Origin of the sequence: Azospirillum soli (assembly GCF_017876165.1) — a bacterium.
GTDB lineage: Bacteria > Pseudomonadota > Alphaproteobacteria > Azospirillales > Azospirillaceae > Azospirillum > Azospirillum soli.
The window spans coordinates 142,847-165,294 of the sequence record NZ_JAGINQ010000004.1 but is presented as its reverse complement, the minus strand read 5'-3'; the positions used below and the strand labels follow the sequence as shown (position 1 = coordinate 165,294).

Genomic DNA, 22,448 nt, shown 5'->3' with positions numbered 1-22,448 from the left:
TTAGAGGGGTGAGACGTGGACCAGAAGATCATCGACCTTTACGACGAGTACACCCACAAGCCGCTGCCGCGCCGGGTGTTCCTGGAACGGCTGGCGGTGCTGGTGGGCAGTGCCACGGCCATTCCCGCCATTCTGGCGCAGATCGAGCCGAACTACGCGCTGGCCGCCCAGGTGACGGCCGAGGACACGCGAATCGCGGCGGAGCGCATCACCTTCCAGGGGGCGACCGGCGACGTCGGCGGCTATCTGGCCCGGCCGAAGCTGGCGGAGAAGGCCCCGGCGGTGATCGTCATCCACGAGAACCGTGGCCTGAACCCCTATGTCGAGGACGTGACCCGCCGCCTCGCCGCCGATGGGTTCGTGGCGCTGGCGCCCGACCTGCTGGCCCCGCTCGGCGGCACGCCGCAGGACCCGGACCGGGCGCGCGAACTGATCGGGCAACTGGACGCCGACAAGGCGGTCAACAATCTTATCGCGGCGATGAGCCACCTGATGGCCTACCGCTATTCGAACGCCAAGGTCGGCGTGGTCGGCTTCTGCTGGGGCGGCGGCATGGTCAACCGCCTCGCCATCAAGGCGCCGGATCTGAAGGCGGCGGTGGCCTTCTACGGCCCGACGGCCGATCCCGCGCTGGTCGGCACGATCAAGGCGCCGTTGCAGTTGCACTACGCCGGGTTGGATCAGCGCATCAACGCCAACGTTCCCGCCTACGGGAAGGCGTTGAAGAAGGCCGGCGTGTCGCACGAAATCCACATGTACGAGGGCGTCAACCACGCCTTCCACAACGACACCTCGGCCGAGCGTTACAACAAGGAGGCGGCCGGCCTGGCCTGGGGCCGGACGGTGGAGTTCCTGAAGAAGAACCTGGGGTAACCGGATTATCGGGCGGTGGCCGGCCGTGGCAACTTCAGCACGGCCACCGCCAAACCAGTGAACACCAGCACAGCGCCGGCCAGCTTCACCGGCGTGAAATCCTCGCCGAGCAAAAGCGCGCTGGAACTCATGCCGAAGATCGGCACCAGCAGCGAGAAGGGGGCCACGAGGCTGGCCGGGTAATGCCGCAGCAGGAAGCCCCAGGCCGCGAAGCCGAACAACGTGGCGCCGAAGGCGATGTAGGCCACCGAGGCGACGCCGACGGGCGTCAGGGTCGTCAAAGCGTGGGCCACGCGTTCCGGCCCTTCCAGCGTCAGGGACAGTGCCAGTAGCGGCAGAGGCGGCACCACGCTGACCCACAGCATCATGCGGAACAGGTCCGGCGCCTTGGCCTGCTTCATCAGGATGTTCGACACGCCCCAGGCGGCGGCGGCCGCGATGGCCAGCGCCAGACCGAGCAGGGAGTTGCCGGCGGGCATGTCCGTGGCGATCAGGCCGATGCCCGAAAAGGCCACGGCCATGCCGACCAACTGTTTCGGCCCCGGCCGATCACCCAGCGCCACGGCGGCGAACAGAGCGGTGAAGAAGGCCTGGGATTGCAGCACCAGCGACGACAGGCCCGCCGGCATGCCGACATCCATGCTGACGAAGAGCAGCGTGAACTTCACCACCCCCAGCACCATTCCGATTCCCAGAATGAAGCGCCAGGGCACCGGCGGCCCACGGTGCACGCCCATGAACAGCAGTGGCAGCGCCGCCAGCGCGAACCGCAGGGCGCAGAACAGGATCGGCGGAAAATCCTTCAGCCCGACCTTGATCGCGACGAAATTGAAGCCCCAGATCGCGGCGACGGAAACCGCCAGGGCAATGTGGCTGGTGCGCATTAAGGGAGGCTAGTGGCGCTTGTCCCATGCGTCAACGCGCCGGGGTTGCAACGGAATTGCGCCCAGCGCAGGTCAGCCGTCCGTGTGCAGAATGCGGCATTCGTCCAGTGCGTTGAGCGCCCAGGAAGAGCCGCCCAGGCTGACGTCGCCGACCGTACCGTTGGCGGAGTCGCTGTGGAGTGTGACGGCCTTCGACCGCATGAAAGGCTCGAACAGATCCTCATAGCTGGGAAGCTCGACCGGCACCATCACGCCGCCGTTCGGCAGCGGCTTGGCTTCCAGCGCCACCTTCTCGCCATCCGGGAACATGGCCATCAGCTTAGCGTCCCGGTCCTCCGCCGGCTGGGCGTGCTGGTCGCCGTTCACCAGCATGGCGGCACCCTTGGCCGTTGCGCGGAAGGACAGGGGCGAGGACGAATCCGCGCGCGTCGCGAAACAGTAGGCGGCGCCGGTCTTGGTCGCCGGATGCGCCCGCACGACCCAACCCTTGTTCTGCGCGACGACGCGGCCCGGCGCTTCGGACAGACCGGAGCTGTTCGTGATGCGCGGTGCGGCCGGAGCGGGAGCGGTGGACGCGGTAGGCTGGGTGGTCTGGCAAGCGGCAAGAAGGGCAGCGGCGAGAAGGGCGACGGCCAGCACCGCGGCGGTGCGACCGGAGCGGGGGCGGCGCATCGAGACCTTCACCTCACGTCGTGGCACTCCCTCTTTCGATAGCACAAAGCCCGCCGATCGGCGATGCTTGTCACCCCTGCGGCCGTGACTTCGCTTGGTCCCTTGATTTGTGGGCGGCGGATGCGCGACCAATCCCAGGCAACGACCCCGAACCGCCGACCCGGTGCCACACCCGATCATGCCGCACGCCGACTTCATCCATCTGCGCGTCCACTCCGCCTATTCCCTGTCCGAGGGCGCCATCAAGGTGAAGGAGCTGGTCAAGCTCTGCCACAAGCAGCAGATGCCGGCGGTCGCGGTGACCGACACCGGCAACCTGTTCGGCGCGCTGGAATTCGCGCTGGCCGCATACGATTCGGGCGTGCAGCCGATCATCGGCACGGTGCTGGGCATCACCCGAGTCGTCCCCGCCAACACGAAGCCCGGTGTTCCGGGCAAGGCGGCCTCGACCCCCGACCAGCTTGTCCTGCTCTGCCAGACGGAGGAGGGCTACCGGAACCTGATGAAGCTGGTCTCCAAGGCCTTCCTGGAGTCGGACCCCATGGCCGGCCCGCAGGTGCCGCTGGAGGCGCTGGAGGGGCATTCGGGCGGGCTGATCGCACTGACCGGCGGCCCGGCGGGCTCTGTCGGGCGCCTGCTGGGCGAGGGGCAGAAGGATTTGGCGCTCGACGTGCTGGAACGGCTGAAGGCTTTGTTCCCCGGCCGGCTGTACGTGGAGCTTCAGCGGCACCGTGACCATTTCCAGGTGATTGAGGACGCCATCGAGCCGGCGCTGATCGACCTCGCCTACGCCCACGACCTGCCGCTGGTCGCCACCAACGACTGCTATTTCGCGACCGAGGACATGTACGAGGCGCACGACGCGCTGCTGTGCATCGCCGAGGGCGCCTACATCAGCCAGACCGAGCGCCGCCGCCTGACCCCCGACCACCGCTTCAAGTCGGCGGAGGAGATGCGGCTGCTGTTCACCGACCTGCCGGAGGCGGTGGACAACACCGTCGCCATCGCGCGTCGCTGTTCCTTCCTGCTGAAGCCGATCAAGCCCATCCTGCCCGCCTTCCCCACCGAAGCCGGCCGGACGGAGGACGAGGAACTGCGAGCCCAGTCCCGCGAGGGCCTGGAAATGCGGCTGGAGAAGGTCGTCTACACGCCCGACATGACGCCGGAGCAGCGCGCGGAAACGCGCAAGACCTACTTCGAGCGTCTGGAGTTCGAGCTGGACGTCATCGTGAAGATGAAGTTCCCCGGCTACTTCCTGATCGTGTCGGATTTCATCAAATGGGCGAAGAACCACGACATTCCCGTGGGGCCGGGGCGCGGTTCGGGCGCGGGCTCCGTCGTCGCCTGGGCGCTGACCATCACCGACCTCGACCCGCTGCGGTTTGGCCTGCTGTTCGAGCGGTTCCTGAACCCCGAACGCGTGTCGATGCCCGACTTCGACGTGGACTTCTGCCAGGACCGCCGCGAAGAGGTGATCCGCTACGTCCAGGACAAATACGGCTACGACCGCGTCGCGCAGATCATCACCTTCGGTAAGCTCCAGGCCCGCGCCGTGCTGCGCGACGTGGGGCGCGTGCTGCAGATGCCCTATGGGCAGGTGGACAAGATCTGCAAGCTGGTGCCGAACAACCCGGCCAACCCCGTCACGCTGCAACAGGCGCTGGACAGCGAGGAACTGCTGCGCCAAGCCCGCGACGGGGACGAGACGGTGGCCCGCCTCATCAACATCGCGCTGAAGTTGGAGGGGCTGTACCGCCACGCCTCGACCCACGCCGCCGGCGTGGTGATCGGCGACCGCCCGCTGGACGAATTGGTGCCGCTGTACCGAGACCCGCGCTCGGACATGCCGGTCACCCAGTTCAACATGAAGTATGTGGAGCAGGCCGGTCTGGTGAAGTTCGACTTCCTGGGCCTGAAGACGCTGACCGTGCTGAAGACGGCGGTGGACTTGATTCCGGAAAAGCCGGACCTGACCACCGTCACGCTGGACGACGTTAAGAGCTACGAGCTTTTGGGCCGGGCGGAATCGACCGGCGTGTTCCAGCTGGAAAGTTCGGGCATGCGCGACGTGCTGCGCCGCCTGAAGCCGAACCGGCTGGAGGACATCATCGCGCTCGTGTCGCTGTATCGGCCGGGCCCGATGGACAACATCCCCAAATACATCAAGGTCAAGAACGGGGAGGAACCGGCCGACTACATGAACCCGGCCCTGGAGCCGATCCTGAAGGAGACCTTCGGGATCATGATCTACCAGGAGCAGGTCATGCAGATCGCCCAGGTGCTGTCCGGCTATTCGCTGGGCGGCGCCGATCTTCTGCGCCGCGCCATGGGCAAGAAGATCAAAGAGGAGATGGACGCCCAGCGGAAGATCTTCTGCGATGGTGCCGCCGGGCGCGGGGTGGACCCCGATCAGGCCAGCATGATCTTCGATCAGGTCATGAAGTTCGCGGGCTACGGCTTCAACAAGTCGCACGCCGCCGCCTACGCTTTGGTCGCCTATCACACGGCCTATTTGAAGGCGAACCATCCGGTGGAGTTCATGGCAGCGTCGATGACGCTCGACCTTGGCAACACCGACAAGCTGAACGTCTTCCGGCAGGAGCTGGCGCGCCTCAAGATCAAGCTGCTGACGCCGGACATCAACAAGTCCGATTCCATCTTTGGAGTGGAGGTTCTACCCGACGGCAGCAAGGCCGTGCGCTACGCGCTGGCCGCCGTGAAGGGCGTCGGCCTGCCGGCCATGAAGGCGGTGGTCGAGGAGCGCCGGAAGAACGGCCCCTACAAGAGCCTGTTCGATTTCGCCCGGCGCCTGGACTTGAAGACCATCAACAAGCGCCAGTTGGAAAACCTGACCTGCGCGGGCGCCTTCGACGAGATCAACCCCAACCGCGCCCAGGTGCACGCGGCCCTTGAGACGCTGATCCGCTACGCCCAGGCGGAGACGGCCGAGCGCGAGAGCGGCATCGGCAACCTGTTCGGCGGCGGTGGCGGGGGACTGAAGGAACCCGACCTGCCTAAGGTCAAGGATTGGGAGCCGCTGGAGAAGCTGAAGCACGAGTTTGGCGCCATCGGCTTTTATCTCTCCGCCCACCCGCTGGACGCCTTCTCCGGCCCGCTTGGGCGCATGAAGGTGGTGAAGTCGGCGGAACTGACCCAGGCCATGTCGCGCGGTGGTTCCACCCGCTACAAGATGGCCGGCATCGTGGTCAGCCGGAAGGAGAAGACCGCCAAGTCCGGCAACCGCTTCGCCTTCGTGGAATTGTCGGACGCCTCCGGCGGATACGAGGTCACCTGCTTCTCCGAGGTGTTGGCCGGCAACCGCGAGCTTCTGGAGGCGGGGCGCCCCGTTCTGATGAGCGTGGACGCCCAGATGAACGGCGAGGAAATCCGCCTGACCTGCCAGGAGGTGAAGCCGCTGGAGGACGCCGTCGCGCAGGTCTCCGACGGGCTGAAGGTGGTGCTGCGCGACGCCCAGCCGGTTGACAGCATCAAGGCGATGCTGGACCGGCTTGGGAAAGGGAAGGGCAAAATCCACCTTCTGGTCGAGATCGACCCGCTGAAGGAGGTTGAGATCCAGCTTCCCGGCGCCTTCGCAATCTCCTCGCAGAGCCGCGCCGCGCTGAAGTCCGTGCCGGGTGTGGTGGAGGTGGTGGAGTTGTGACCGTTGTGTCCGACCTTCTACGAAAGGCGAACACAGTCATTGAATCAGGCCGGGCGTTCCAGTAACGACATACTGCGGTATGCATTCGCCCCCTCCGTTCCCAAATAACGGAGGGGGATCTAATACCGTTTTCGGACTGTTCGAAAACTGTTGACCTGTAGCACTATTTCCCGACCTGGCCAAACAAGGGGAGGGAGATATGGCGGATATCAGCTTCGATCACCCGTTGCTGGACGGTTATCGGCGGCCGGAGCTCATGGCCATCGGGGACTCGCTGTTCAACGGGGTGCGCTCGCTCAGCATTTTCGCGCCTCTCGCCGAGCTCTCGCCACCGGCGCAGGTCGCCGACGCCTTCAACTGGCCCCTCATCACGCCGGATTATCCACGACCGGTGCTGTTCGACATCGAGGCGATGTTCCGCAGCGGCGTCATCGACCTGAAGGACTTGCACACCAAGATTCTGACGAACGCCGGGCAATGGATGAGCGCGGCGCCGCACGGATGGTCCAAACGGCCGTTCTTCGACAACGTGTCGAACGCGGGCGCAACCATCGGCGGCCTCTTCACCGACACCTACGCGAAGCATTTTCCGACCATCGATCCGCTCGTGAACGAGGTCGTGCGCACGGGGCCGTTGGGCATCCAGGCCAAAGGCGACCTGTACTACGCCCTCAATACGGCCTTCCTTCTCAACCCTGCGGGCATCGATGAGCTGGCCTACGTCACGCCCGTCGAACTTGTGGGATTGCGCCGGCCCAAGCGCCTGCTCATCAACATCGGCAGCAACGAAGGGCTGTTCCGCGCTTGCCTGACCGCGAAATACAGTGACTTCGCGGAGAGCATCGACCGAATTCCCGGCCTGATGCAGAAGTTGGGGGAGGCCCTTGCGCCTCATGTGCCCCATGTCGAACGCATTTACGTCAATTCGCTTGTCCGCCCCCGTTGCGTGGGGAATCTCTGGACCAGGGCCGACTATTCGGAGCCATCGCCCGGCTGTTCCGGCTATTTCTCGAACTACGTGGGGCGTCTTGGGTTCCTGGGCGGGATGTCCGGCGCCGAGATGCGCGTGTTCGACGAGCACATCAAGGACATCAACCAGCGCGCCTTCGCCGCCTTCCGCGCGGCTATGCCGGAGCCGTCGCGGGTGCATGCCGTCGATTGCTACGCCTTGTCGAGCCGTCACGATCGCAAGCACGATTGCGAGGCAGAGGTCGACGAGACCTGGGTCAAGCTGCGCAAGGCCAAGGTGCGGCTCAGCAACCTCCCGCTCGGGGCGCTGGGCGGTTTCAAGCACGGCGGTTTCTTCGGTCTCGACAACCTGCATCTGACGGGGCCGGGGTCGGCGCTGATGGCCGGTGAGATCGCCGACGTGATTTCCGCCACCGAAGGGCTGCCGATTCCCGATCCGATCGACATGCAACGCGTCACCGACCGGGACACGCTCTTGCAGGACATTCCGAAAATGCTGGACCTCCAGTTCTTCATGGTCGGCTTCGTGGCGGCGATGCTCGGAATCTTCTCCCTGGTTGGCGGCAACCTATCGGCGCGCACCGACGTCTGAGCGCCGGAAATCCTGCCCCCCACGCGACGGTCCCGACCACCGCGTGGGGGCGTTCCCATTTGCCTTTTCCTTCCAACGCTGTTGCCAAACCCTATTCGCCAAGCTATGTAAGCGCCGTCGTCAAAACCTCACGCGGGCTGGCGGACCCTCGGCTTTACCCGATGGCCCGATCCGGTGTCCTGTCACAGGACATTGCCCGCGGCGGAGCAACCGGAAAAAGGAAGTTTTTCCAAATGGCTATTCCGTCCTTCACCATGCGCCAGCTGCTCGAAGCCGGCGTCCACTTCGGCCACCACACCCGCCGCTGGAACCCGAAGATGGCCCCGTACATCTTCGGCGTGCGCAACGGCGTGCACATCATCGACCTGGAGCAGACCGTCCCGGCCCTGCACCGCGCCCTGCAGGCCGTCCGTGACGTCGTCGCCGGCGGCGGCCGCGTTCTGTTCGTCGGCACCAAGCGCCAGGCCCAGGAGCGTGTCGCCGAGGCCGCGTCGAAGTGCGGTCAGTACTACGTCAACCACCGCTGGCTCGGCGGCATGCTGACCAACTGGAAGACCATCTCCCAGTCGATCAAGCGCCTGCGCGAAATGGAAGAGCGTCTGGCCGGCGACACCTCGGGCCTGACCAAGCGCGAGATCCTGGAGCTGACCCGCGAGCGCGACAAGCTGGAGCGCGCGCTGGGCGGCATCAAGGAGATGGGCGGCCTGCCGGACGTGCTGTTCATCATCGACACCAACAAGGAGTCGATCGCGGTCAAGGAAGCCAACAAGCTGGGCATCCCGGTCATCGCGGTGATCGACAGCAACTCCGATCCGGACGGCGTCGCCTTCCCGATCCCGGGCAACGACGACGCGCTGCGCGCCATCGACCTGTACTGCGACCTCGTCTCCGGCTCGGTGCTGGACGGCCTGCAGGCTGAGATGAGCGCCGCCGGCATCGACGTCGGCGCCCGTGAGGACGCCCCGGCCGAGCAGCTGCCGGAAGAGGAAGGGGCCGAGGCCGAGCAAGCTCAGGCCTGATCCCGGTAATACGGGGCAGCCGGGCCTTACGACCTTTGGCCCGGCTGCCTTTTTTATGAGTTGATAGCGACAACCCGATCCGCTTGGATCCGTTCGGAAGGAAGAGGGCGAAACATGGCCGAGATTACCGCCTCGCTCGTCAAGGAACTGCGCGAGAAGACCGGCGCGGGCATGATGGACTGCAAGAAGGCGCTGGCTGAGACCGGTGGCGACCTCGAGGGCGCCGTGGACTGGCTGCGCAAGAAGGGTCTCGCCGCCGCCGCCAAGAAGTCGGGCCGCGTCGCCGCCGAGGGTCTGGTTGCCGTCGCCACCGCCGGCACCGTCGGTGCCGTCGTCGAGGTGAACGCCGAGACCGACTTCGTCGCCCGCAACGACAAGTTCCAGGCCTTCTCCGCCAAGGCCGCCGAGCTGGCCCTGGCCGGCACGGGCGACGTCGAGGCCCTGAAGCAGGCCGCCTATCCGGGCACCTCGCACAGCGTCCAGGACGAGCTGACCAGCCTGATCGCCACCGTCGGCGAGAACATGAACCTGCGCCGCTCGGTCCGCCTGTCGGTTCCGGCCGGCGTCGTCGTCTCCTACGTCCACTCCGCCATCGCGCCGGGCCTCGGCAAGATCGGCGTGCTGGTCGCCCTAGAGTCGACCGGTGACGCCGCCAAGCTGGCCGAGCTGGGCAAGCAGATCGCCATGCACATCGCCGCCGCCCGTCCGGACGCCCTGGACATCGCCGACGTCGATACCTCGGCGCTCGAGCGTGAGCGCAACGTGCTGGCCGAGCAGGCCCGCGCTTCGGGCAAGCCGGAGAACATCGTCGAGAAGATGCTCGAAGGCCGCATCCGCAAGTACTACGAGGAAGTGGTGCTGCTGGAGCAGACCTACGTGATCGACGGCGAGACCAAGGTCCGCAAGGTGGTCGAGAACGTTGCCAAGGAAATCGGCACGCCGGTCAAGCTCACGGGCTTCGTCCGCTACGCGCTGGGCGAGGGCATCGAGAAGGCCGAGTCCGACTTCGCCGCCGAGGTCGCCGCGGCCGCCGGCCAGAAGTAAAGACGAGCCAAGTCGCCGCGCTACACCTTCACACCAACAATCGGGAGATAACCCTCCATGGGCCAGACCTCCGGGAACACCGTGCCGGCTGACGGCATCCGCTTCCGCCGAGTCCTTCTCAAGGTATCCGGCGAGGCGCTGATGGGTCAGCGCGATTACGGCCTCGATCCGGAGGTGGTCAACCGCGTCGCCAACGAGGTGAAGGCGGTGATCGAGCTGGGTGTCCAGGTCAGCCTGGTCATCGGCGGGGGGAACATCTTCCGGGGTGTGAAGGGCGCGGCCGGCGGCATGGAACGTGCCTCGGCTGACTACATCGGCATGCTCGCCACCGTGATGAACGCGCTTTCGATGCAGAGCGCGCTGGAACGGATGGGCGTTACCACCCGTGTGCAGTCGGCCATCCCCATGTCGTCCGTGTGCGAGCCGTATATCCGGCGCCGCGCCATCCGGCACATGGAAAAGGGCCGCGTGGTGATCTTCGCCGCCGGCACCGGCAACCCGTTCTTCACCACCGACACCGCCGCGGCGTTGCGCGCCTCGGAAATGGGCTGCGACGCTCTGCTGAAGGGCACGCAGGTGGACGGCGTCTACACCGCCGATCCGAAGAAGGTGAAGGACGCGGAACGTTACGAACGTCTTACCTATCTCGATGTGCTCGCGCGTGACCTTCAGGTCATGGACGCCTCCGCAATCTCCTTGGCGCGCGAGAGCCACATCCCCATACTCGTCTTCTCGATCCACACGCCCGGCGCCTTCGCCGAGGTGATGCAGGGTCGGGGCAAGTTCACGATCATAACAGAAGAAACGGAGTAAGCCCGTGGCTGCGCCCGACGCATCGGATCTCAAGCGCCGCATGGAAGGAGCGCTTGAGGCGTTTCGCAAGGAGTTGACCGGTCTCCGCACTGGCCGGGCCTCCGCCAGCCTGCTTGAGCCCGTGACCGTCGAGGCCTACGGCAGCAAGATGCACCTCAAGGAGGTCGGCACCGTCAGCGTGCCCGAGCCGCGCCTGATCGTCGTCCAGGTCTGGGACCGGGGCATGGTCAAGGCGGTGGAGAAGGCCATCCGCGATTCGGGCCTGGGCCTGAACCCGCAGACCGAGGGGCAGAACATCCGCGTGCCGCTGCCTGACCTGACGCAGGAGCGCCGCCAGGAGCTGACCAAGGTCGCCCACAAGTACGCCGAGCAGACCCGCGTCGCCGTGCGCAATATCCGTCGCGACGGCATGGACGGCCTGAAGAAGGCGGAAAAGGCCAGCGAGATCACGCAGGACGAGCACAAGACCCTGGCCGACAAGGTGCAGGCGCTCACCGATCAGTACATCAAGCTGATCGACGACACGCTTGCGCAAAAAGAAAAGGACATCATGCAGGTCTGACGGCATGCGCGACGCGGAAGACAGCCGCCCCCTGCGCCCGCCCGCGCACGTGGCCGTGATCATGGACGGCAACGGGCGCTGGGCCAAGGCGCGCGGCCTGCCGCGCACCGCCGGCCACAAGAAGGGCGTGGACGCCGTCCGCCGCACGGTCGAGGCGGCGCGGGAGCTGGGCGTCGGCTATCTGACGATCTTCAGCTTCTCCTCCGAGAACTGGCGCCGGCCGGAGGAGGAGGTGACCGACCTGATGCAGCTCCTGCGCTTCTACCTGCGTAGCGAGATCGCGGAGCTGCACAAGGGCGGCGTCCGTCTGCGGGTGATCGGTGACCGTGCGCGCTTGTCCGCCGACATCGTCCAACTGATCGAGAACGCCGAGACTCTGACCAGGGACAACCGCCAGCTGACGCTGGTGGTCGCTCTCAGCTACGGTTCCCGGCAGGAAATCGCGCTGGCGGCGCGGCGCTTGGCCGAGGAGGTCAAGGCCGGACGGCTGGATCCGCAGGACATCAATGAAGAGGCCTTTGCGAGCCGCCTGTTCACCACGGACATCCCGGACCCCGACCTGATCGTCCGCACCAGCGGCGAGAAGCGCATCAGCAACTTCCTTCTCTGGCAAGCGGCCTACGCCGAGCTGGTCTTCGTCGACACGCTCTGGCCCGACTTCACCAAGCGCGACCTGGAGGCGGCGATTGAAGAGTTCCACCGACGGGAACGTCGCTTCGGCGCCACAACAGTCGGCTCGCGATAAGACGGTTCCGGGCAACGCGCCCTCCGGCAAGGCGGGTGACCTCAAGACGCGTGCCATCTCGGCGCTCGTGCTGGCTCCGCTCGTTCTGGGCGCGGTCTGGGCCGGCGGCTGGGTGTTCCGCGCGTTGATCGCGGCGGGCGCGGTCGCCGCCGTCATCGAATGGGTCAACCTCGTCCCCAGCCAACGCAAGACGCCGGCCCTGCTGCTGTCGGGGCTGGGCGTGCTCGGCACGCTCGCCGTGCAGATCGTCGCAGGGCCGCTGCCCGCCATGGCGGTCGCGCTGGTTGCGGCGGTGCTGGTGGCGGTCGTCGGAGGCGGGGAGAACCGGGGGCTGCTGGGGCTTGGCGTCGTCTATGTCGCGGCCGGGCTCGCCGGCCTGATGTGGTTGCGCGACCTGCCGGACAGTGGTCTGGCCCTGTTCCTCTTCGCCATGCTGGCGGTCTGGGCGACAGACATCGGCGCCTACGCCGCAGGGCGCAGCATCGGTGGGCCGAAGCTGGCGCCACGCATCAGTCCCAAGAAGACCTGGGCCGGCCTGATCGGCGGCATGGTCAGCTCCGCCCTGGTGGGGCTGGGCATTGCGGAGGCGTTCGACGCGCACCTGCCGATGCTGGCGCTGCTGGTCGGCGCGCTGATCGCCGTGGTGGGGCAGGCGGGGGATCTTTTCGAGTCTGCGGTCAAGCGCCGTTTCAATGTTAAGGACAGCGGCCATCTCATTCCTGGGCATGGCGGCATTCTGGATCGCATCGACGGGCTTCTGGTCGCCGCCCCGGTGCTGGCTCTCTTCCACGCGACCCTTGGAACAGCGGTATCATGGTGGTGACGCCCAACGTCGGAACGGCTGAGAAGTTGGCGCAAGCGCCGCGCCGGGTGACGATTCTCGGTTCGACGGGGTCGGTCGGCACGCAGACCGTGGACCTCGTCGCCCGCGATCCGGACCGCTTCGTCGTGGAGGCTCTGACCGCCAACCGCAACGTCGCTCTGCTGGCCGAGCAGGCCCGGCAGTTGAAGCCGAAGCTGGCCGTCGTCGCCGATCCCGCTTGCTACACCGAACTGAAGGATGCGCTGGCCGGCACCGGAGTCGAGGCCGCCGCCGGGCCGGAGGCCGTCGCCGAGGCCGCCGCGCGCCCGTCCGATTGGGTCATGGCCGCCATTGTTGGCGCCGCCGGGCTGGAGCCGACGCTCGCCGCCGTGCGCCGGGGTGCCTGCGTCGCCTTTGCCAACAAGGAGGTGCTGGTCTGCGCCGGTGCCCTGATGATGGAGGAGGTGCGCGCCCACGGCGCCACGCTGCTGCCGGTCGACAGCGAGCATTCGGCCATTTACCAGGTCTTCGATTTCCAGAGGGTGGACAGCGTCCTGCGGCTGATCCTGACCGCGTCGGGTGGCCCGTTCCGCACCAAGGACCGCGCCTTCATGGCGGCGGCGACGCGTGAACAGGCCGTGAAGCACCCGACCTGGGACATGGGCGCCAAAATCTCCATCGACAGTGCCACCATGATGAACAAGGGCCTGGAGATCATCGAGGCCCACTTCCTCTTCGGCATTCCGGAGCCGAAGATCGACGTTCTCGTGCACCCGCAGTCGGTCGTGCATTCGCTGGTCGAGTATGTGGACGGCTCCGTCCTGGCGCAGTTGGGCACCCCCGACATGCGCACGCCCATCGCCTATGCGCTGGGCTGGCCCGCGCGCATTCCGACCCCGGCGGAGCGGCTCGACCTCGTCAAGGCGGCGACCCTCACCTTCGAGGCACCAGATCCGGAGCGGTTTCCGGCCCTTCGGTTGGCCCGGGCCGCCTTGCAAAGCGGTGGGGGCGCTCCTACTATTCTCAGTGCCGCCAATGAAGTGGCCGTGCAGGCGTTTCTCGACCGCCGAATCGGCTTTCTCGACATCGAAAAGATCGTCGAGGGGACGTTGGAGGCGCTGCCCCACCGGCCGCTCCGCGATCTGGGAGAGGTTCGGGACACCGACGCCGAGGCGCGCCGCATGGCCGCCGACCGGGTGTCGGCTGTGGGGCACTGATCCCGTCGAAGCGCAAAGGGTGTGATGGACGTTATGGGCGGATTCGGGACCACGATTCTGTCGTTTCTGTTGGTCCTGACCGTGCTCGTGTTCGTGCACGAACTCGGCCACTACCTCGTGGCGCGCCGCAACGGCGTGCGGATCGAGGTCTTCTCCATCGGCTTCGGGCCGGAGCTGTTCGGCTGGACCGACAAGGCCGGCACGCGCTGGAAATTCAGCGCGATCCCGCTCGGCGGTTACGTCAAGATGTTCGGGGACGCCGATCCGGCCAGCACGCCGTCGGCCCAGACCCACGTCATGACGCCGGAAGAGAAGGCCGTCTCCTTCCACCACAAGCGGCTGGGCCAGCGTGCCGCCATCGTGGCGGCCGGCCCCATTGCGAATTTCGTCTTTGCCATTCTGGCGCTGACCATCCTGTTCGCCACCGCCGGCCAGTCCTTCACCCCGCCCGACGTCGGCGGCGTGCAGCCGGGCAGCGCCGCGGAGCGCGCCGGTCTGCAACCCGGCGACCTGATCGTTTCGATCAACGGCAGCGGCATCCAGCGATTCGAGGAAATCCGGCAGATCGTCTCGATCCAGCCGGGCGCGCCGCTGGAGATGGTGGTGGAGCGCGAGGGCCGAAAGGTCAATCTGACCGCCACGCCGGACGTGCGTGAGGTCACCGACCGATTCGGCAACACGCACCGCATCGGCCAGCTGGGAATCATGCGCGGCGGGGCGGAGAACAAGCGCCACGACCCGCTGACTGCCCTCTGGCAGGCGGGGCGCGAGGTTGCGGGCATGGTCAGCGGCACCTTCATCGCGCTCGGCCAGATGGTCGAGGGCTCGCGTGGGACCGAGGAACTCGGCGGTCCGCTGCGCATCGCCCAGATGTCCGGCGAGGTCGCTCAGACCGGCTGGTATCCGCTGATCTGGTTCATGACCTTCCTGTCGGTCAATCTCGGCCTCATCAATCTGTTCCCCGTCCCGCTGCTCGACGGCGGCCATCTGATGTTCTACGCCCTGGAAGGCCTGCGCGGCCGTCCGCTCGGACCTAGAGCGCAAGAATACGGTTTCCGCATCGGACTTGCTTTGGTATTAACGCTCATGGTTTTCGCCACGTGGAACGACCTCGTTCAGCTGCGCGTGGTGGACTTCTTTCGGGGGCTGATCTCCTAAGCGAGCACCCCCAAGCCAGGGAGCGTGCTTTGCGGGTGTCGAGCAGGGTTTTGGCGTTCAGCCTGATGGCTGGCTGCGCCATGACGACGGTTTCTCTTGCCCCTTCCTATTCGGCATGGGCCCAGACCAACGGGGCTTCGGCCTTCGGTGATCGGACGCAGGTCGCGCAGGTCTTCTCAGGTGGCACCATCCGCGACATCCGTGTGGAGGGGGTGCAGCGCATCGAACCCTCGACGGTGCGCTCCTACCTGACCGTGCAGCCGGGCGAGCCGTTCGATCCCGACCGCATCGACGAATCGCTGAAGGCCCTGTTCAACACGGGCCTGTTCGCCGATGTGGTGCTGAAGCGCGAGGGCGACACGCTGGTGGTCGCGGTGGTCGAGAACCCGATCATCAACCGCATCGCCTTCGAGGGCAACCGGCGCATCGAAAAGGAAAACCTGGAGAAGGAAATCCAGCTGCGGCCGCGCGTCGTCTACACGCGCACCCGCGTGCAGGCCGACGTTCAGCGCATCCAGGAGATCTACCGCCGCCAGGGCCGCTTTGCCGCTACGGTGGAGCCGAAGATCATCCAGCTCGATCAGAACCGTGTCGATCTGGTGTTCGAGATCAACGAGGGTGTGCGCACCGGCGTGCGCAGCATCACCTTCGTCGGCAACGAGAAATTCTCCGACGGCACGCTGCGCGAGTCGATCCAGACGAAGGAAACCGCCTGGTGGCGCTTTCTGACGTCCGACGACAACTACGATCCGGACCGTCTGAACTACGACCGCGACCTGCTGCGCCGCTTCTATCTGAAGGAAGGCTACGCCGACTTCCGCGTCGTGTCCGCCGTGGCGGAGCTGACGCCGAACCGCGAGGATTTCGTCATCACCTTCACGGTGGACGAGGGCGAGCGCTACAAGTTCGGCAAGATCGACGTCAACACCACCCTGAAGGCGCTGGACCCCGAGCAGGTTCGCGGCGTGATGACCACGCGCGAAGGCGACTGGTACAACGCGCAGGAGGTGGAGAACACCATCAACAAGCTGACCACCGCGGTCGGCGACCTGCAGTACGCCTTCGTGGACGTCCGCCCGCGCATCAACCGCAACCGCGACGAACACACCATCGACATCACCTATGAGATTGTCGAGGGTCCGCGCGTCTTCGTCGAGCGCATCGACGTCAACGGCAACGTCCGCACGCTGGACAAGGTGATCCGGCGCGAGGTGCTGCTGGCCGAAGGCGACCCGTTCAGCGCCACCAAGCTGCGCCGCTCCGAGCAGCGCATCAAGGATCTGGGCTATTTCGAGCGCGTGAACGTCACCACTGCCGAGGGCTCCACCCCCGACCGTTCGGTGGTGAACGTCGAGGTGACCGAGCAGTCCACCGGCGAAATCTCCATCGGTGCCGGTTACTCAACCTCGGACGGTCCGCTGGCCGACTTCTCGATCCGCGAGCGCAACCTGCTGGGCCGTGGTCAGGACCTGCGCTTCGGCGCCACCGTGTCGGGCCGCCGGCAGGAATACGACGTGTCCTTCACGGAGCCGTACTTCCTCGACCGCGACCTGTCGGCCGGTGTCGACGTCTTCCGGATCACCCGCGACTATCAGGACGAAAGCTCCTTCAACGAGAAGAACAACGGCTTCGCCCTGCGCATGGGCTATCCGCTGGCGGAAAACCTGCGCCAGCGCCTGTACTACCAGTTGCAGCACACGCGCATCGACTCCGTGCCGACCACCGCGTCGAAGTACATTCAGGACCAGAAGGGCGGCCGCCTCACCTCGCTGATCGGTCAGGAACTGCTCTATGACCGCCGCAACAGCCGCCTGACCCCGACGGACGGCTACTACATCCGTCTGGTGAACGACTTCGCCGGCCTGGGCGGCAACGCCAGGTTCCTGCGCAACCGTCTGGGCGCCGGCTACTATCTGCCGCTGTTCGACGAGAGCTGGGTGCTCAGCACCTCCGGCGAAATCGGTTACATCTTCGGTCTCGGCAAGGACGTGTCCCTGTCCGACCGCTTCTTCATCGGCGGCGACACGCTGCGCGGCTTCAACACCGCCGGCATCGGCCCGCGCGACCTGACGACCGGCGACGCGCTGGGCGGCCAGCGTTACGCCCGCGGTTCGGTGGAGATGAGCTTCCCCGTCGGCCTGCCCGAAGAGTTCGGCCTGAAGGGTCACGCCTTCACCGACTTCGGCACGCTGGGCAAGGTGGACATCAACGACCCGAACGTCGCCGACAAGGAGTCGATTCGCGTATCGGTCGGCACCGGTGTGTCGTGGCGTTCGCCGTTCGGCCCGATCCGTCTTGATTTTGCCGTACCGATCCGCAAGGAAACGTACGATAAGAAAGAGATCTTCCGTTTCAGCTTCGGAACCAGGTTCTAACATGCAGTTCAGCAAGATCAGGGCGCTGTTCGCCGCCGTTTCCGTGGCCGGCCTGATGGCCACCTCCACGGTGGCGCTCGCCCAGGAGACGAAGACCGACCTGAAGGCGCCGGTCATCGCGGTGATCGACGTTCAGAAAATCATGCAGGAGTCGAACGCCTCCAAGGGCGTGTCGAAGTCCTTCGAGACGCTGCGCGAGACCTACCAGAAGGAAATCTCCTCGCTGGAGGACAAGCTGCGCAAGTCCGAGGAGGAACTGCGCAAGCAGCAGACTGTGCTGGCCCCCGACGCGCTGGCCACCAAGCGGCGCGATTTCGAGAAGCAGGTCGGCGAGGTCCAGAAGACCGTGCAGTCCCGCAAGCGCGCCCTTGAGAACGCGCTGAACGAGGCGATGGCTGTCGTCCACAAGAACATGGTCGAGGTCGTGGCCGACGTCGCCCGCGAGCGCGGCGCCAATCTCGTTCTGGCCCGCCAGCAGTTCGTTCTGGTCGATACCCAGCTCGACGTTACCGACACGGTGATGGAGCGGGTGAACAAGAAGCTGCCGCAGGTCGCGCTCAACGTTCCCAAGCAGTAACGCCTGCCGGGAACGAGAGATTGAGATTGCCGGGCCGCCATTGCCCCTTCGGGTGGTGGCGGCCTTCGGCGTTCCAGGCGGTGGCGCGGTGGCGTTGTCGTTGATAAATCCCCGGAAATGGGGCACAAGGGGCGATGTCCCCGAGCCGGCGCGCTCCGCGCCGCAGGGGCGATTCCCGGAGATTCGAAAGGCGAGCGGCCGGACCATGGACGTGACGGCGGAAAACAACAAGGTGGCCGACATCGACATCACGCGGATCATGGAGATGATCCCGCACCGCTATCCGATCCTGATGATCGATCGCGTGGTCGACGTGGTGTTGGGCGAAGGCGCCACCGGCATCAAGAACGTCTCAATCAACGAGCCGTTTTTCCAGGGTCACTTCCCGTCGCGCCCCGTCATGCCGGGCGTGCTGATCATCGAGGCGATGGCCCAGACCTCCGCCGTGCTGGTGGTCGCCACGCTGGGCAAGGAGTCGGAAGGCAAGCTCGTCTACTTCATGACCGTGGACGAGGCGCGCTTCCGCCGGCCGGTGACGCCGGGCGACACCATCCACATTCACGTGTCCAAGCAGCGCCAGCGCGCCAACGTGTGGAAGTTCAAGGGCGAGGCGAAGGTCAACGGTGTCCTGGTCGCCGAAGCCGTCTATTCCGCCATGATTCTGGACGAGAAATGAGTGTTTCGATCCACCCGTCCGCGGTCGTCGATCCGGCGGCCAAGCTGGGCGAGGGCGTCTTCGTCGGTCCGTTCTGCGCGGTCGGTCCCAACGTCGAACTCGGCGACAACGTGCGGCTGGTGTCGCACGTCTCCATCGATGGGCGGACCAAGGTCGGCGAAGGCACGGTCATTTATCCCTTCGCGTCCATCGGCCATCCGCCGCAGGACCTGAAGTACAGGGGCGAGCCGTCGGAACTGATCATTGGCCGCCGCAACCAGATCCGCGAGCACGTCACCATGAGCCCCGGCACCGAGGGCGGCGGCATGGTGACCCGCGTCGGCGACAACGGCCTGTTCATGGTCGGCGTTCACGTCGCGCACGACTGCGTCGTCGGCGACAACGCGGTGCTGGCGAACAACGCCACGCTGGCGGGCCATGTGGAGTTGGGCGATTTCGTCACCATCGGCGGCCTGTCGGCGGTGCACCAGTTCGTCCGCATCGGCTCGCACGCCATGATCGGCGGCATGTCCGGCGTGGAGAAGGACGTCATCCCCTACGGCCTTGTCATGGGTGAACGGGCGCGTCTGGCCGGGCTGAACCTGATCGGGCTGGAGCGTCGCGGCTTCCAGAAGGACGACATTCACGCCCTGCGTGCGGCTTATCGCATGCTGTTCGGGCCGGAAGGCACCTTCGCCGAACGGGTGGACGAGGTCGTTCGCGACTTCGGCGAGAAGACGCTCGTCACCGACGTGCTGGAGTTCATCCGCGCCAAGGCCTCGCGCTCGCTCTGCCAGCCGCGCGAGAACTGACGCGGATCCGGTGTCCGATTCCTTTCCCAAGCTGGGCATCCTGGCGGGCGGCGGCACACTGCCCGCCCGCATCGCCGCCGCCGTGCGCGGCCAAGGGCGGGAGGTTTTCGTGGTCGCCTTCGAAGGCCACACGGATCCCGCCACCGTTGAAGGGCTGCCGCATCTGTGGAGCCGCTTCGGCGCTGCCGGCAGCATCATCGCCCGCCTGAAGGACGAGGGCGTGGGCGAGCTGGTCTTCGCCGGACCGGTGCGCCGGCCGTCCTTCAGCGAACTGATCCCCGATTGGTACACGACCAAGTTCCTCGCCAAAGTGGGCACCCGCGCGCTGGGCGACGACGGGCTGCTGCGTTCCGTGGCGAAGCAGCTGGAGGGCGAGGGTTTCCGTGTCGTCGGCCTGCATGACCTGCTGGGCGACTTGCTGACCCCGCCGGGGCCGGTCGGCCGGCTGACCCCGGACGCCGAGGCCGAGATCGACATCGCCCGCGCGGTCGAGGTCGCCCGCGCGCTGGGTGCGCTGGACGTGGGGCAGGGCGCGGTGGTGCAGCAAGGAATCGTGCTGGCCGTGGAGGCCATCGAGGGCACCGACGCCATGCTGGAACGCTGTGCCGGCCTCGCCCGGCCGGGGGTGGGTGGCGTGCTCGTCAAGGTGAAGAAGCCGCAGCAGGACCGTCGACTCGACCTGCCGACCATGGGCGTGACCACGGTGGAGAACGCCGCGAAGGCCGGCCTGCGGGGCATCGCCGTGGAGGCCGGCGGCAGCCTGCTGGTGGACCGCGCGGCGGTCGCCGAGGCGGCCAACCGGCTTGGCCTGTTCGTGGTCGGCATCGCCGTGTCATCGAAGAACGGGCCGCCGGAGGGTGGGGCGTGAGCGATCCGCTGTTGTTCCTGATCGCCGGAGAGCCCTCCGGCGACGCACTGGGTGCGCGCCTGATGGCCGCCTGCAAGCGCCTGACCGGCGGACGTGTGCGCTTCGCCGGCGTCGGTGGCGAGAAGATGATCACGGAGGGGCTGGAAAGCCTCTTTCCCATGGGCGAGCTGACGCTGTTCGGCGTGTTCGAACTGCTGCCGCACCTGCCGAATCTGCTGCGCCGCATGGATCAGACGGTGGCCGAGATCGCGCGGTTGTGTCCCGACGCGGTGATCGGCATCGACTCGCCGGGCTTCACCGTGCGCATCGCCAAGCGCGTGAAGGCGGAAGCCCCCGGCATACCGCTGATCCATTACGTCGCGCCGAGCGTGTGGGCCTGGAAGCCGAAGCGTGCGGCTAAATACGCGGCCATTTACGACCATCTGCTGGCGATCCTGCCCTTCGAGCCTCCCTATTTCGAGCGCGAGGGCCTGGCCTGCACCTTCGTCGGTCATTCCGTGGTCGAGAGCGGGGCGGGCAACGGCGATGGCACCCGGTTCCGCGCGCAGCACGGGCTGGCCGAGGACGCGCGCGTCGTCGCCGCGCTGCCCGGCAGCCGCAAGGGCGAAGTCAGCCGGCTGCTGCCCGACTTCCGCGCCACGTTGGAAGCGCTGCTGCCGACCCACCCGAACCTCGTCGCGGTGGTGCCGACCGTCGCCACCGTGCGCGACCGCGTCGCGGCGGAGGTGGCAAACTGGCCGCTGCGCACCATCCTTGTGGAGGGCGAGTCGGCCAAGCACGACGCCTTCGCGGCGGCGGAGGTGGCGTTGGCCGCGTCCGGCACGGTGGCGCTGGAACTGGCGCTCGCCCGCCTGCCGGCGGTGATTGCCTACCGGCTGAACCCGGTGACCGTGGCGCTGTACCGGCGCTTCATCCGGGTCAAATACGTCAACTTGGTCAACCTGATGCTCGACCGCATGCTGGTGCCGGAGTTGCTGCAGGAGGAGTGCCGGCCCGATAGACTGGCCGCTGAGTTGGAGCGCCTGCTCGACGATCCCGCCGCCCGGCAGGCCCAGGTGGAGGGCGTCGCGGAGGTCGCGCGTTGGCTGGGGCAGGGCGACACGCCGCCCAGCGAACGCGCCGCCCGCGTGGTTCTCGACGTTATTGCCAAACACCCGCAAAGGGGAGATGAGAGACAATGAGCGAATACCGCCTGCTTCACACCATGCTCCGGGTGTTCAACCTGGAGAAGTCCATCGACTTCTACACCCGGCTGCTCGGCATGAAGCTGCTGCGCCGCAACGACTATGAGGGCGGGCGCTTCACGCTGGCCTTCGTCGGTTACGGCGACGAGTCGGACACCGCCGTTCTGGAGCTGACCCACAACTGGGATCAGGCGGAGCCCTACACCATCGGTTCCGGCTATGGGCACATCGCCATTGGCGTGCCGGACATCTACGCGACCTGCGAGCAGCTTGCCAAGGAAGGCGTGAAGATCCCGCGCCCGCCCGGCCCGATGAAGCACGGCAGCACCGTGATCGCCTTCATTGAGGATCCGGACGGCTACAAGGTTGAGCTGATCGAGAAGAAGTAAGGCGCGCCGCGCCCTACAGGTTTTTATAGAACAGCACAGTGGCATGGAAGCTGCCGTCGGCCTCGACCGTGTATCCGGGAATGAGGCCGGCGCGCCGCCACCCCGTTCGCTCATAGAACGGCTCGCCGAAGTTGCCCTCCAGTGTGTCCAGCACCAGGAGCGTCCGGCCGAGTCCGCGCGCCAGTTCCTCGGTTTCGGCCATAAGGCGCCGTGCCACGCCCCGACGCCGGTGGGCCGTGTGGACCAGCAGCTTCTGCACCTCCGCCCGATGCGCCCCGTTCGGCTTGGTGCACAGCGCCAACTGCGCGCTTCCCAAAACCGTGCCATCGCGATCCTGAGCGACCAGCAGGCGGTGCGCGCCGCCATTCAACTGCTCCGCGACCCCATCCCAGAAGTTTCGGTTCAGTTCCGGGGAGAGAGGGTGATGGTAGCCGACGGAGGCGCCGCTGGCGACGGCGTCCTCAAGCAGGGACTCAAGGCGGATGCGGAGAGGGCCGTCGTTCAGACAGCGGACTTCGGTGATGATCGGAGTGGTGGTCATAGGGTGTCACCGTCATCGTTTCCATCCCTTGAGCCT

The 22,448-nt window shown here is 66.3% G+C and carries 21 protein-coding genes; 18 read left to right on the top strand and 3 right to left on the bottom strand.

The features are described from left to right. Nucleotides 1-15: 15 nt before the first annotated feature. Nucleotides 16-873, top strand: a complete 858-nt coding sequence (locus J2852_RS08440; protein ID WP_209873792.1) for a dienelactone hydrolase family protein — start codon at nucleotides 16-18, stop codon at nucleotides 871-873. A gap of 5 nt (nucleotides 874-878) precedes the next feature. Here the strand turns inward: J2852_RS08440 and J2852_RS08435 are convergent, their stop codons facing one another. Beyond that, complete coding sequence (locus J2852_RS08435; RefSeq protein WP_209873790.1) at nucleotides 879-1,757, bottom strand: EamA family transporter; 879 nt, start codon at nucleotides 1,755-1,757, stop codon at nucleotides 879-881. 72 nt (nucleotides 1,758-1,829) lie between these two features. Beyond that, entirely contained in the window at nucleotides 1,830-2,429 is a 600-nt protein-coding gene (locus J2852_RS08430) for a hypothetical protein (protein ID WP_209873788.1), read from the bottom strand. Nucleotides 2,430-2,607: 178 nt separating this feature from the next. Between J2852_RS08430 and dnaE the strand changes: the two genes are divergently transcribed. The 17 genes from dnaE (at nucleotide 2,608) to gloA (ending at nucleotide 21,871) form a co-directional block, all read left to right on the top strand. Further along, complete coding sequence (gene dnaE / locus J2852_RS08425; protein ID WP_209873787.1) at nucleotides 2,608-6,090, top strand: DNA polymerase III subunit alpha; 3,483 nt, start codon at nucleotides 2,608-2,610, stop codon at nucleotides 6,088-6,090. A gap of 199 nt (nucleotides 6,091-6,289) precedes the next feature. After that, nucleotides 6,290-7,651, top strand: coding sequence for a hypothetical protein (locus J2852_RS08420; protein ID WP_209873784.1), 1,362 nt, complete (start codon nucleotides 6,290-6,292; stop codon nucleotides 7,649-7,651). 233 nt (nucleotides 7,652-7,884) lie between these two features. Beyond that, entirely contained in the window at nucleotides 7,885-8,670 is a 786-nt protein-coding gene (gene rpsB / locus J2852_RS08415) for a 30S ribosomal protein S2 (protein WP_209873780.1), read from the top strand. Between the two features lie 114 nt (nucleotides 8,671-8,784). Continuing rightward, entirely contained in the window at nucleotides 8,785-9,714 is a 930-nt protein-coding gene (gene tsf, locus J2852_RS08410; protein WP_209873777.1) for a translation elongation factor Ts, read from the top strand. 57 nt (nucleotides 9,715-9,771) lie between these two features. After that, complete coding sequence (gene pyrH, locus J2852_RS08405; protein ID WP_209873774.1) at nucleotides 9,772-10,527, top strand: UMP kinase; 756 nt, start codon at nucleotides 9,772-9,774, stop codon at nucleotides 10,525-10,527. Between the two features lie 40 nt (nucleotides 10,528-10,567). After that, nucleotides 10,568-11,089, top strand: coding sequence for a ribosome recycling factor (gene frr / locus J2852_RS08400; RefSeq protein WP_211112165.1), 522 nt, complete (start codon nucleotides 10,568-10,570; stop codon nucleotides 11,087-11,089). Between the two features lie 4 nt (nucleotides 11,090-11,093). Further along, nucleotides 11,094-11,834, top strand: a complete 741-nt coding sequence (locus J2852_RS08395) for an isoprenyl transferase (protein ID WP_209873771.1) — start codon at nucleotides 11,094-11,096, stop codon at nucleotides 11,832-11,834. After that, the gene (locus J2852_RS08390; protein ID WP_209873769.1) at nucleotides 11,776-12,657 is read left to right on the top strand and encodes a phosphatidate cytidylyltransferase; all 882 of its coding nucleotides are present in this window, start codon (nucleotides 11,776-11,778) and stop codon (nucleotides 12,655-12,657) included. The genes J2852_RS08395 and J2852_RS08390 overlap by 59 nt, the downstream gene beginning before the upstream one ends. Beyond that, entirely contained in the window at nucleotides 12,648-13,853 is a 1,206-nt protein-coding gene (locus J2852_RS08385; protein ID WP_209873767.1) for a 1-deoxy-D-xylulose-5-phosphate reductoisomerase, read from the top strand. Before J2852_RS08390 ends, J2852_RS08385 begins: the two co-directional genes overlap by 10 nt. A gap of 24 nt (nucleotides 13,854-13,877) precedes the next feature. Next, a complete protein-coding gene (gene rseP, locus J2852_RS08380) occupies nucleotides 13,878-15,011 on the top strand; it encodes an RIP metalloprotease RseP (RefSeq protein WP_209873766.1) in 1,134 nt (377 codons plus the stop codon). Between the two features lie 80 nt (nucleotides 15,012-15,091). Beyond that, complete coding sequence (bamA, locus tag J2852_RS08375) at nucleotides 15,092-17,386, top strand: outer membrane protein assembly factor BamA (protein WP_246499388.1); 2,295 nt, start codon at nucleotides 15,092-15,094, stop codon at nucleotides 17,384-17,386. Between the two features lies 1 nt (nucleotide 17,387). Further along, a complete protein-coding gene (locus J2852_RS08370; protein WP_209873761.1) occupies nucleotides 17,388-17,963 on the top strand; it encodes an OmpH/Skp family outer membrane protein in 576 nt (191 codons plus the stop codon). 205 nt (nucleotides 17,964-18,168) lie between these two features. Then, the gene (gene fabZ / locus J2852_RS08365) at nucleotides 18,169-18,639 is read left to right on the top strand and encodes a 3-hydroxyacyl-ACP dehydratase FabZ (protein WP_209873758.1); all 471 of its coding nucleotides are present in this window, start codon (nucleotides 18,169-18,171) and stop codon (nucleotides 18,637-18,639) included. Next, entirely contained in the window at nucleotides 18,636-19,430 is a 795-nt protein-coding gene (gene lpxA / locus J2852_RS08360) for an acyl-ACP--UDP-N-acetylglucosamine O-acyltransferase (protein ID WP_209873755.1), read from the top strand. Before fabZ ends, lpxA begins: the two co-directional genes overlap by 4 nt. Nucleotides 19,431-19,440: 10 nt before the next feature. Continuing rightward, a complete protein-coding gene (locus J2852_RS08355; protein WP_209873752.1) occupies nucleotides 19,441-20,298 on the top strand; it encodes an LpxI family protein in 858 nt (285 codons plus the stop codon). Further along, a complete protein-coding gene (gene lpxB, locus J2852_RS08350; protein ID WP_209873749.1) occupies nucleotides 20,295-21,479 on the top strand; it encodes a lipid-A-disaccharide synthase in 1,185 nt (394 codons plus the stop codon). Before J2852_RS08355 ends, lpxB begins: the two co-directional genes overlap by 4 nt. Continuing rightward, entirely contained in the window at nucleotides 21,476-21,871 is a 396-nt protein-coding gene (gene gloA, locus J2852_RS08345; RefSeq protein WP_209873746.1) for a lactoylglutathione lyase, read from the top strand. Before lpxB ends, gloA begins: the two co-directional genes overlap by 4 nt. Nucleotides 21,872-21,884: 13 nt before the next feature. Here the strand turns inward: gloA and J2852_RS08340 are convergent, their stop codons facing one another. Beyond that, nucleotides 21,885-22,412, bottom strand: a complete 528-nt coding sequence (locus J2852_RS08340) for a GNAT family N-acetyltransferase (RefSeq protein WP_209873743.1) — start codon at nucleotides 22,410-22,412, stop codon at nucleotides 21,885-21,887. Nucleotides 22,413-22,448 lie beyond the last annotated feature (36 nt).

Coding starts and splice junctions, on each gene's coding strand:
- dnaE (WP_209873787.1), top strand. CDS start 2,608: ATGCCGCACGCCGACTTCATCCATCTGCGCGTCCACTCCGCCTATTCC.
- lpxA (WP_209873755.1), top strand. CDS start 18,636: ATGAGTGTTTCGATCCACCCGTCCGCGGTCGTCGATCCGGCGGCCAAG.
- pyrH (WP_209873774.1), top strand. CDS start 9,772: ATGGGCCAGACCTCCGGGAACACCGTGCCGGCTGACGGCATCCGCTTC.
- bamA (WP_246499388.1), top strand. CDS start 15,092: ATGACGACGGTTTCTCTTGCCCCTTCCTATTCGGCATGGGCCCAGACC.
- J2852_RS08420 (WP_209873784.1), top strand. CDS start 6,290: ATGGCGGATATCAGCTTCGATCACCCGTTGCTGGACGGTTATCGGCGG.
- frr (WP_211112165.1), top strand. CDS start 10,568: ATGGAAGGAGCGCTTGAGGCGTTTCGCAAGGAGTTGACCGGTCTCCGC.
- J2852_RS08340 (WP_209873743.1), bottom strand. CDS start 22,412: ATGACCACCACTCCGATCATCACCGAAGTCCGCTGTCTGAACGACGGC.
- tsf (WP_209873777.1), top strand. CDS start 8,785: ATGGCCGAGATTACCGCCTCGCTCGTCAAGGAACTGCGCGAGAAGACC.
- rseP (WP_209873766.1), top strand. CDS start 13,878: ATGGACGTTATGGGCGGATTCGGGACCACGATTCTGTCGTTTCTGTTG.
- J2852_RS08435 (WP_209873790.1), bottom strand. CDS start 1,757: ATGCGCACCAGCCACATTGCCCTGGCGGTTTCCGTCGCCGCGATCTGG.
- gloA (WP_209873746.1), top strand. CDS start 21,476: ATGAGCGAATACCGCCTGCTTCACACCATGCTCCGGGTGTTCAACCTG.
- J2852_RS08430 (WP_209873788.1), bottom strand. CDS start 2,429: ATGCGCCGCCCCCGCTCCGGTCGCACCGCCGCGGTGCTGGCCGTCGCC.
- J2852_RS08385 (WP_209873767.1), top strand. CDS start 12,648: ATGGTGGTGACGCCCAACGTCGGAACGGCTGAGAAGTTGGCGCAAGCG.
- rpsB (WP_209873780.1), top strand. CDS start 7,885: ATGGCTATTCCGTCCTTCACCATGCGCCAGCTGCTCGAAGCCGGCGTC.
- J2852_RS08370 (WP_209873761.1), top strand. CDS start 17,388: ATGCAGTTCAGCAAGATCAGGGCGCTGTTCGCCGCCGTTTCCGTGGCC.
- fabZ (WP_209873758.1), top strand. CDS start 18,169: ATGGACGTGACGGCGGAAAACAACAAGGTGGCCGACATCGACATCACG.
- J2852_RS08395 (WP_209873771.1), top strand. CDS start 11,094: ATGCGCGACGCGGAAGACAGCCGCCCCCTGCGCCCGCCCGCGCACGTG.